The organism is Corynebacterium sp. (genome assembly GCF_012837295.1).
In the GTDB taxonomy this organism is placed as follows: Bacteria; Actinomycetota; Actinomycetes; order Mycobacteriales; family Mycobacteriaceae; genus Corynebacterium.
Genome location: NZ_DURI01000267.1, coordinates 1 through 10319 on the forward strand (window position 1 = coordinate 1; position 10319 = coordinate 10319).

Consider the following 10319-nt stretch of genomic DNA (forward strand, 5'->3'; position numbering starts at 1 on the left):
CGTCCGCCGCATTTCCCCGATCGCCGGCCTCGGTGTCCGCAATGGGGTCGCCGGTCGTCGAAGTGGAGTCGGCGGCGGCGTCAGTAACGGGAGCGGAGTCGGCGGTCGTGGACTCTGTCGGGGTGGAGTCGGCGGCGGGTTCGGTGGCGGCCGGGGCGGGCTTCGCCGGGATGGTGGCGGTCGCGGTCGACGAAACCTGGGTGGGCTCGGCTGCAGGGGTGGCCGGAACGCGGCGGCGGCCGGCCCCGAAGCGATCGATGAGGGCACCGATGAACACCAGCGCCAACAGCACGCCCGCCGACGTCCCCCACATCACCGTCGAACCATCGTTGCCCAGGGCGGTCAATGCGGCGGTCGGGTGATGCAAAGGCAGGAGAGCCGCGACGACTCCCCACGCGGCCGCCAATTCGGCGCCGCCCGTCGCGGCCGCCGCAGCACTGCGCCACACCCAACCGATCACGCCGACCTGGAAGAGCATCCCCGCGAGGATCACGAACCGGCCCCACGGCCCACCGAACACCGCCAGCACCGCACGGGCCAGCGCCGTCGCCGCCAACGCGGCCAACGCGAGCACGATCACGCTGGTCGCGCCGCGCAACAGATCCAGGCCGTCGGCCATGATGAACAGCACCACGACGCCGATCGCGACGATCCCCGCCAACGCACCCGCGAACGCACCGCCCGGCAGCACACGGGACCACCAGCCCCGGTCCGCCTCCGCGGAATCGATCGCCAGGCCGGCCCCAACTCCCCGGTTGCGCCCGCCACGCCCGCCACCGCCGCCTCGGCGCGGGCCGGCGATGAGCCACAGCGCCGACGCGGCGAGCATGACCAGCGCGGACACCATGAAGGCCAGCGTCGGTGCGAGCGTCGCATTGCCCGCCGCACCACTTGCCGCATCACCCGCGCCATCTTCGGCACCGGCTTCACCGCCAGCACGGTCACCAGCGCCCGCACCACCGGCCAAACCGGCGGCGGCGAGCTGATCGGCGGTGGGCACCGGCATCGCCCGCTGGGCCTCCCCGATCTTGTCGGCGGTGGTCTTGGCCATGCCGTCGAGCCGCCCGGCTCCCTCGTCGAGCTCCTTCAGGCCGCCATCGAGCTTTTTTGCGCCCTCGTCGAGGTCGCCCGTCGCCGTGCGCAGCTGGTTGGCGCCGGCGGTCGCGTTGTAGATGCCGTCGCGGTAGGGGGCGCCGGGAGTGTTGAGCTGGTACGACAGGTCATTCGCGCCCGTGCGGAACCGCTCGGCCTCGCCGGCGATCGCATCGAAGTCGAGGGCGCCCAGCTGGCGCTCGAGGGTCTCCAGGTTCGCCACGGCGTCCCCGTCGCCGGCCGCCCGCAGCGACTCCTTCGCCGGGCCGATCGACGCCTCCACCTGCCCGATGGCCACGTTGACCAGGCCCACGCTGTCGGCGATGGCGCCGGCGCCGTCGGCGATCTCCTTCGCGCCGCCGCCCAGCCGCCCGGTGCCGGCCTGCAGCTCGTTCATGCCCGTCGCCAGCTCGGACGCGCCGCGCCGGATCTCGCCGGTGCCGCCCACCAGCTCGGTGCCGCCGTCCTTCAGCTCGCGGATGCCCTCGGTCGCTCCGCCCATGCCCGCCTTGAGGAACCCGGCCTGCGTATTCGCCTCCCCGATCGCCCGGCGCGCATCCTGCACCTGCGCCACGTCGATGCCGGGCACCGGCCCCGGCGCACGCCCCTCCTCCGCACCGTCGGCGGTCCACGCCGCGGACAACCCGGTGCCGGACCACGCGAGATACGCCGCGCCGGCGATCAACGGCAGAACGAGGAGCAGGGACAAGAGCACGCGGCGAATGCCGCCCTTCCGGGGAGCCATGCCCCTCACGTTATCGCCCGCACCAGCCCATTCGAGGGCGCTACGCCGACGGGCCGAACCACTTTCCGCCGCTCCGGCGAAAAGGGCGACGGGGGTACCCGCGGGCCGTCGCAAAGCGTCGCGCAGAGATATATGACAAGCCGATTTTCGCGCATTGCACGACGTAAACCGGGTCGTCGCCGGTTGCTAGGGTGGAATACGGCCATTTACCGGGCCCGGCGGCCGCGCGCCACCGGGCCCCCCAACCGTGCACAACAGGAAGGCGACACTGTCGTGACAATGCTCAGCGTCCCCGCACTGGTGGCGGTGGCGCTGGCCCTCACCCCCTTGTTCGTGAAAGTTCTGGGCAGGCACGCCGGCTGGCCGATCGTGGCGTTTTTCGTCGCCGCGATCGTGCAGCTGGCGCGGCTGGCCGGCGGTGTCCTCGACGGGGATGCGGTCACGTGGGGCGTCGAGTGGGCCGGCGCGCTGCTGCCAGGGGGAACCGGGGTGGAGTTCGCGCTCCGCCTCGACCCGCTATCACTGGTCTTCGCGCTGCTGGCGCTGGTGATCGGTTCGGCGGTGTTCATCTACTCCACCGCGTACCTGCCGCCGAAGGGCGGCACGATGAGCTTCTACGTGCTCATGACGGCGTTCATGCTGGCGGTCCTGCTGCTGGTGCTGGCGGATGACGTGGTGCTGCTGTTCATCGGCTGGGAGCTGGTGTCCATCGCGTCGTTCCTGCTCATCGCGCGGTCGGGCTCGTCCGGCGAGGCGGGGTCGGTGCGCACGCTGCTGCTGACGTTCACCGGCGGCCTGCTGCTGCTCGCGGCGCTGGGCGTCGCCGTGTGGGCGACGGGCACCACGAACCTGACGGAGGTGCTCGCCCACCCCGTGTGGGGCACGGGCGCCGGCGCGAATGCCGGGCTGACCACGACCGTGGCGGTGCTGGTGGCGTTGGGCGCGTTCACGAAGGCGGCCCAGTTGCCGTTCCAGTCGTGGCTGCCGGAGGCGATGGCGGCGGCGACGCCGGTGTCGGCGTTCCTGCATGCCGCGGCGGTGGTGAAGGCGGGCATTTACCTGCTCATTCGCTTTGCGACGGCCTTTGCCCACGTGCAGGCGTGGCAGATTCTGCTGATCGTCGTGGGCATGGCGACGGCGGTGTCCGCCGCCGTGTTCGCCATCCAGCAGACGGACCTGAAGCGCCTGGTCGCGTACTCGACGGTGTCGCAGCTGGGCTGGATCGTGGCGACCATCGGCGTGGGCACGCACTTCGCCATCGTCGCCGCGGTGGTGCACACGTTGGCGCACGCGCTGTTCAAGTCGTCGCTGTTCATGCTGGCCGGCACGGTCGACCATCAGACGGGCACGCGCGACATCCGCCGTCTGGGCCCGTTGTGGCGCCGCATGCCGTGGACCTTCGGGTCGATGGCGATCGGCGCTGCGTCGATGGCCGCGGTGCCGCCCACGCTGGGCTTCCTGTCCAAGGAGGGCATGCTCGAGGCGTTCACCGATGCTCCGCTGGCCGATGCCGGCGTCGTGGTCCTGCTGATCGCCGCGGCGATCGGCGCGATCGCGACGTTCACGTATTCGGCGCGCCTCATCTTCGGCGCGTTCGTCGACGGCCCCCGCGACATGTCGGAGGTCCGCGAGGCCCCGGTGGCCCTGTGGCTGCCGGCGGCGATCCCGGGCGTCGTTTCGCTGCCGCTGGCGTTCTTCGTCGGCTCGTTGCTCGATGGCCCGTTGGATTCGGTGGCGCGCACGGTGCTCGGCGGCGATTACGCCAAGACCCACCTGGCGCTGTGGCACGGCGTGAACGTCCCGCTGCTGATTTCGGTGGGCGTGCTGGTCGCCGGTGTGCTGCTGGTGCTTGTGCGCGGCCGGATGAACGAGGCGCTGGCGGACCGCAAGCTGTTCCCGTTCACGGGCGTGCAGGCGCTGTCCTTCGGCACCCGCGCCGCCGGCCGCGTCGGCCGCTGGCTCGCGGCGCTGGGCGATTCGCATGCGCCGACGCGCCACCTGCTGCCGATGCTGTCGGTCATCGTCGTCTACGCGGCCGCGATCCTCGTGGCGCCGGGCGTCGGCGGCATGGAGCTGCCGGACAAGGTCGACGGCATCGATTCGTGGATGGATCTGATCCCGCTGACGATCATCGTCATCGGCGTCGTCGCCACGCTGCAGGCGCGCAATCGCCTGCAGGCCGCGGTGCTGCTGGGCGTCACCGGCACGGGCGTGACCCTGCAGGTGCTGCTGCTCGGCGCGCCGGACGTGGCGATGACGCAGTTCCTGGTGGAGATCCTCACCGTCGTGCTGATGATGCTGGTCCTGCGCCACCAGCCGCGCGCCTTCGCGGGCACCGGCCGGGGCCGCCGCATCGTCGCGGCGGCGGTCGGCGTCGGCGTGGGCCTGGCCACCTTCGGCGCGGTGTGGACCCTGACGGGCCGCCGCGACAAGCCGGAGCTGGCCCAGTGGTACTTGGAGGAGGGCCCGAAGATCACGTCGGAGAACAACGTGGTCAACACGATCCTCGTGGAGTTCCGAGCCTTCGATACGTTGGGCGAGCTCGCCGTGCTGGGCATGGCGGGCATCGCCATGGCCGCGGTGGTGTCGTCGATGCCGCGGTGGCCGCATTACCCGGGCCGTCCGGGGCCGCTGCCGCAGGCGGGGCTGAATTCGCTGCCGATGCGCAAGCTGGTGCAGTGGATGACGCCGCTGCTGTTCGGCCTGTCCCTGATCGTGCTGTACCGCGGCGGCAACGAGCCGGGCGGCGGCTTCAACGCGGCGCTGATCGGCGCGTCGGCGCTGATGCTCCGGTACCTGGCGCATCCGGACGACCGCCCGCTCATGCGCCGGAATCTGCCGTACCTGTTCAGCGGCGTCGGCGTGATCGTGGCCATCGGCATCGGTTTCGTCGGTTACCTGGAGGGTTCCTTCCTGGCGCCCCTGCACGGCACGGTGGCCGGGCAGCACCTGACCACGGCGCTGATCTTCGACGTGGGCGTGTACCTGGCGGTGCTGGGCATCGTCGCCACGTCGCTCAATCACCTGGGTGGCCCGACCCGCCCGGGTTCGCCGAAGTCGGACGATGAGCTGGGCCCGCGGGTCGCGCATCGCACGGGCGTGCACGTTCCGCCGCGGCAGAAGCCGGATCAGGCGATGGCGGCGAACTCGGCCCCGGGTGATCCGGTGGGCGAGGGCGTTCCGGAAGAGCTTTACGACGGCCCGGGCACAGCCGCTTCGGCGTCGAGCACCGGTTCCGCCGACAACATGACCGACGACGAGGAGGTGCGGGCATGATCATCGCCCTCATCGCGGCCGTGCTGGCCGGCGGCGGCGCGTATCTGGTGCTGCAGCGCGGCATGGTGCGCATCATCATCGGGATGACGTTCATCTCGCACGCCGCGAACCTGATCATTCTTTCGGCCGGCGTGGGCGCGTGGCGGCAGGAGCCGCTGATGGCCCGCGCGGAGGCGGAGACGGCGGCCGATGCGCTGCCGCAGGCCTTCGTACTCACGGCGATCGTCATCACCATGGCGGTGACGGCGTTCATGCTGGCCATGTCGGCGCTGGGACGCGACGACGACACCCGCATCCACGAGGACCGCGAGGCCAACGCGCAGCTGTCCACGGCCGGCCGCAAGGCCCGTCGGCTGCGCCCGGCCGACGCCGGTTCCGGCGCCGGGTCGATCCGCCACGGCGAGTACCCGCCCGAGTCGCCCCAGGACGGTGATCGCCGATGACCGGCATGTCCGCGGAGACGCTCTCCGCCCTGCTGCCCCTGGTGGCGATCATTCCCCTGCTGCTCGCCGGCGTCGCCGCGGTGATCCCGTGGGCCCCGGTGCGGGTGGCGCTGTCCCTGGCCACCCCGGCGCTGATGGCCGCCACGGCGTTCGCGCTGCTGTACCGGGTCATGGACTCCGGGCCGATCGGCCACAACGTCGGCGGTTTCCCCGGCGGCGTGTCCATCCCCTTCGTCGCCGACGCGTTCTCGCTGCTGATGCTGGGCGTGGCGGCGCTGGTGGTCTTCGCCGGTTCCTGGTTCGCCCAGGTGGCCGGCGAGAACAAGTCGCGCTTCTTCCCCGCCCTGACGCTGATGATGCTGTCGGGCATGGCGGGCGCGTTCCTCACCGCCGACCTGTTCAACTTCTTCGTGTTCATGGAGGTGATGCTGCTGCCCTCCTACGGCCTGATCGCCGTGACGGGCACGTGGCACCGTCTCGCGGCCGGCCGGTCCTTCGTGCTGGTCAACCTGATGACGTCCACGGTGCTGCTCATCGGCGTCGCCCTCGTCTACGGTTCGGTCGGCTCGGTGAACATCGCGCTGCTCGCCGGCATGGCCGCGGGCGGCGGCCCGGGTGCGGTGGCGCTGGGGCTGGTCATCATCGCCCTGGGAGTGAAGGCGGGCCTGGCGCCGGTGCACACGTGGCTGCCCCGCACGTACCCGTCGACGTCGCCGGCGGTGATGGCGATCTTCTCCGCCGTCCACACCAAGGTCGCGGTGTACATGCTGTTCCGCATTTACGTGGTCATCGTGGACATGGACCCGTCGTGGCATTGGCCGATCATCGCCCTGATGGCGGCGTCCATGCTGCTGGGCGCCTACGCGGGCCTGGGCGAGTCGACGATGCGCCGGGTGCTGGCGTACCAGATGGTCAACGGCATGCCGTTCATCCTGGTCGTCCTGGCCTTCACCGACGGCGACGCCCCCGTGGTGCTGGCCGCCGGCATCTTCTACGCGGTGCACCACATGGTCACCGTCGGTTCGCTGGTGCTGGTCTCCGGCGCCATCGAGGAGACGTACGGCACGGGCACGCTGTCGCGCCTGTCGGGCCTGGCCCGCCGGGATCAGCTGACCGCGTGGGTGTTCGCGGCGATGGCGTTCTCCATCGTCGGTTTCCCGCCGTTCTCGGGCCTGTGGGGCAAGGTCGGCGTCGTCTTCGCGGCGGCGTCGTCCGGCGACGCGCGCTCCGCGGTCGTCATCGCGGCCATCGTGCTCGCGTCGCTGGGCGCCATGCTCGCGGTGCTGCGCGTGTGGCGCGGCGTGTTCTGGGGCCGCCCGATGCAGGGCGTCGACGATGAACTGCGCGTCCGCGGCGCCCTGGTGGCTCCGTCGGTGTTCCTGGCCGCGGCAAGCTTCGCCATGTTCGTCTTCGCCGGCGTCGTCGCCGGGTGGACGGGCGCGGCGGGCGACGCCCTCGTCGACGTCCCCGCCTACGAGCGGGCGGCGCTGGGCGAACCGGCCGAGGCCATCTCATACGGCAACCTCGACAACGTCCGGGAAGGGGCGACGCGATGAGCTTCCTGCACATTCCCGTCTACGCCGCGTGGCTGACCGGCCAGGTCGTCCTCGCCGCGACCGAGGTGATCGCGGATACGTTCCGCCCGCGCCAGAAGCAGAAGCCGACGCTGATCGGCATGCCGCTGCGCATCACCACCGACAACGAGATCGTCGGCCTGTCCGCCTCGATCACCATGACGCCCGGCACCCTCGTGTGCGGCACCCGCGGCCTCGCCGACGGCGGCCGCATGTTCATCGTCCACGTCATGTTCGGCGCGGACCTCGACGGCGTCTACGACTCGCTGTACGACATGGAGGAGCGCATGGCCCCGCGCGTTCGCGACCTGCCGCGGCCCGAGGCCTTCGTCTTCGACGGCTACGACCCCGCGGTCCACGCCGACCCCGACGAAGTCATCGGCACCGCCGCCGAGGCCGGCTCAGGCCTGCCGGACCTCCCGCCGACCGTCACGGTGGTGGCGGATCCGCTGGAGGACGACGTCATCCCGGAGCAGACCGCCGCCGAAAGGGGCGGGCCGGACGATCCGACCGTCGACGTCGTCAAGCAGGAAGGCGCGACCAACGTCAGCGGCGAGCCGAAGGGCGACCGCGACCCCGCGAAGGAGGCGGACCATGAGTGATTCCGTGGTGACCATCGTCGGCGGCATCGGCGTCGCGCTGTGCTCCCTGGCGTTCCTGCTGACCGTGATCCAGGTGTTCCGCGTGAAGGGCAACGTCTCGCGCGCGGTGATGGCCGACGTCGCGTTCTTCTCGATGGTCGGCGTGTTCCTGACCACCGCGCTGCTGCGCGAAACGGCCATCACGTTCGACATCGCCATGCTGGCGGGCCTGCTGGGCATCCTGTCCACCGTCGGCCTGTCGCGCGTGATCTCGCGGGGAAGGAGGTAGGCCATGGGAATCGGAACCGTCATCACCACCATCCTGTTCGCCGCGACCATCATCGGCGGGTCGCTGTACCTGCTCGGCGCGGCGGTGGCGATGTGGCGCGCGCCGGACGCCCTGTCGCGCATGAACCAGCTGTCCGCCGGCGTGACGGTCGGCGCGCCGCTGCTCGTCGTGGGCAACGCAATCCTCGAATTCGACCAGGGGACGCTGACCGTGGGCAAGACGCTGACCGGGCTGCTGGCGATCGTGGCGATGCTCGTCGTCGCCACCGTCGCCTCGGAGGTCCTCGCGCGCGCCGTGCTCGGGTCGCGCGACGGCTCGGCCGAGGACCACTCCGACCGGCCGCACGCGGACCGAGACTGACTGCGGCCGGCCACTTCTCGCCCGCATCTGCCGCTTTACGACGCCCACCGGGCCCCTCTCCCCGTTTCTTCGGGGAGAGGGGCCCTCGGCGTGTGAGAGGCGGCTTTGGCGACGCAGGAGCACGTTCATGGGTTCTCATATGAGCCGGCCCGCCGGCGGTGTTACAGCCAATCGAATTTTCACCCCCTCTCGGGGGAGGTGACGGGCGTCGCAAAGCAGCCAGGAAATGTGTCTTAGGTCACATTAACGGAAGTAACGAACGCGTGAAATTTTGCGATCGGGACGCCGCCGGACAACCTAAGCGGGACTCGAACTCGCCGCCATAATTAGGCCAGCCTCGCCTTGCTGAACGCCGTTACGCAATCGTTTCCGCTGGCAGTGCCAAAATCAGAACAGACTTACGGCGTTATCCTGCCATGCACACAAAGTGAACAACACGTAAACGCCGGGCACGCAGCGCTTTTAGGAAGGCGCCAATGAACCTCATAACCCTTTGCCAAAACGGCGTTTTCATGGCGTCGGACGGGTCTCGAAACGATTGCGGAAAGCCAAAAGCGGTCTTAATGTCGACCGCGAGAGATTCAGGGAGGCCTCAGGGGGCCGACCACCGCAGGGGGCAGCCCCGGCACGTTCTCGCCACCACATCCGTTTCAAGAAGAGGGATTCGTCACATGGACGCCAACACCATTTCCGCCATCGCCGAGGTCGTCGAGGCCCTGCCCGCCGGCCCGTACATCACCTTCGAGACCCCGTTCCCGGCCCTGGAGCAGATCGCCGGCCGCGACATCAACCTGGGCTCCACCTTCGGTGACGTCAACATGCCGTTCGGCGAGGACTTCCTCGACGTCTCCGTCACCGACGACAACTCCACCCACGTCTCGGACATCCTGGACATCAACGCGGGCAACGGCGTCACCGCCTAATTGCCCCCGGGTCGTCGATCCGGACTCCGCGCGGCCCCGTTCGCGCAGGCGGGAATTCCCGTTCAGGCAGCTGCCCCGGAGCGCTTCGGCGCCCCGGGGTCGCTTTTGGCCGAAATATTGTTGCACCTCCGGTGTAACCCGCGGCTTCGGCCGGACTTCACCGAGGCACCGCCAAGGTTTCCGAGCGGCCGCGTTTTCGCCGGTCCGCCGTGCACGACCCTCGCTTCCGTTCCGCCGCAGCACCGCGTAACGCCAGCTCGAAAATTCATCAGCTCCAGACCATCCAGACCAGAAGGAAGCTCTTCATGGACGCCGCCACCATCTCCGCCATCGCCGAGGTCATCGACGCGATTCCGGATGGCCCCTACATCGTCGTCGAGTCCCCGTTCCCCGCTCTCGAGCAGATCGGCGGCGGTGACATCAACCTGGGTTCGACCTTCGGTGACGTCAACTTCCCGTTCGGCGAGGACTTCCTCGACGTGTCGACCGAGGACGACAACTCCACCCACGTGACCGACGTCGTCGACGTGAACACGGGCAATGGCGTGGTCGTCGATTCCGCCATCGAGCCGACCCCCGAGCCGGAGACGGGTGAGCTGGTCGCCGATTCCGCGATCGAGCAGCCCGAGGTCATCATCGACGAGACCGTCGCCGACTCCGCCATCGAGCCGGCCGTTGCCGGCGAGCCCGGCGAGAACGTCGTCGATTCCGCGATCGTGCCCGCCGAGACCGGCGAGATCGCCATGGATGCGGCCGTCGAGCCCGCCGAGGCAGCTGACCCGGCCGAGCCCGCCGAGCCCGCGAAGCCGATCTTCGGTTCGCTCTAAAGAGTCGAGCACCGCACGTGCCCGCCCGCGGGCGTCGCCGAACTTCAGGTTCGCGGCGTCATGCGGGCGGGTTTTGCTTTGCGACGTCTGCCCGCACCCCATTTGGCCGCCACCGCTCCCGCGCTCCGGCACTTCGGCGCCCCCTGCCCCGCCCGCGCCCCATTTGGCCGCCACCGCTCCCGCGCTCCGGCCCTCCGGCGCTCCCCCGC

Annotated in this window: 9 protein-coding genes; 8 read left to right on the plus strand and 1 reads right to left on the minus strand. The window is 70.2% G+C overall.

The window, feature by feature from the left end:
- A partial coding sequence (locus GX015_RS08775) for a hypothetical protein (RefSeq protein WP_291344426.1) occupies positions 1 to 1837 on the minus strand: 1837 nt, incomplete at its 3' end.
- A gap of 279 nt (positions 1838 to 2116) precedes the next feature.
- Between GX015_RS08775 and GX015_RS08780 the strand changes: the two genes are divergently transcribed.
- From GX015_RS08780 to GX015_RS08815, 8 genes are all read left to right on the plus strand, one after another.
- Positions 2117 to 5113, plus strand: a complete 2997-nt coding sequence (locus tag GX015_RS08780; protein WP_291344439.1) for a DUF4040 family protein — start codon at positions 2117 to 2119, stop codon at positions 5111 to 5113.
- Positions 5110 to 5556 carry a cation:proton antiporter subunit C gene (locus tag GX015_RS08785; RefSeq protein WP_291344429.1) on the plus strand — a complete coding sequence of 149 codons (447 nt, stop codon included), beginning with the start codon at positions 5110 to 5112 and terminating at the stop codon, positions 5554 to 5556. The genes GX015_RS08780 and GX015_RS08785 overlap by 4 nt, the downstream gene beginning before the upstream one ends.
- On the plus strand, positions 5553 to 7112 hold the full coding sequence (locus tag GX015_RS08790) for a monovalent cation/H+ antiporter subunit D family protein (RefSeq protein ID WP_231129964.1): 1560 nt from the start codon (positions 5553 to 5555) through the stop codon (positions 7110 to 7112). The genes GX015_RS08785 and GX015_RS08790 overlap by 4 nt, the downstream gene beginning before the upstream one ends.
- Positions 7109 to 7732 carry a Na+/H+ antiporter subunit E gene (locus tag GX015_RS08795; RefSeq protein WP_291344432.1) on the plus strand — a complete coding sequence of 208 codons (624 nt, stop codon included), beginning with the start codon at positions 7109 to 7111 and terminating at the stop codon, positions 7730 to 7732. The genes GX015_RS08790 and GX015_RS08795 overlap by 4 nt, the downstream gene beginning before the upstream one ends.
- Positions 7725 to 8000, plus strand: a complete 276-nt coding sequence (locus tag GX015_RS08800; protein WP_291344434.1) for a monovalent cation/H+ antiporter complex subunit F — start codon at positions 7725 to 7727, stop codon at positions 7998 to 8000. Before GX015_RS08795 ends, GX015_RS08800 begins: the two co-directional genes overlap by 8 nt.
- A 3-nt stretch (positions 8001 to 8003) precedes the next feature.
- A complete protein-coding gene (locus GX015_RS08805) occupies positions 8004 to 8360 on the plus strand; it encodes a monovalent cation/H(+) antiporter subunit G (RefSeq protein ID WP_291344436.1) in 357 nt (118 codons plus the stop codon).
- Positions 8361 to 9031: 671 nt separating this feature from the next.
- Complete coding sequence (locus tag GX015_RS08810) at positions 9032 to 9283, plus strand: hypothetical protein (RefSeq protein ID WP_278826731.1); 252 nt, start codon at positions 9032 to 9034, stop codon at positions 9281 to 9283.
- Positions 9284 to 9588: 305 nt separating this feature from the next.
- A complete protein-coding gene (locus GX015_RS08815) occupies positions 9589 to 10110 on the plus strand; it encodes a hypothetical protein (RefSeq protein WP_278826730.1) in 522 nt (173 codons plus the stop codon).
- Positions 10111 to 10319: the final 209 nt, after the last annotated feature.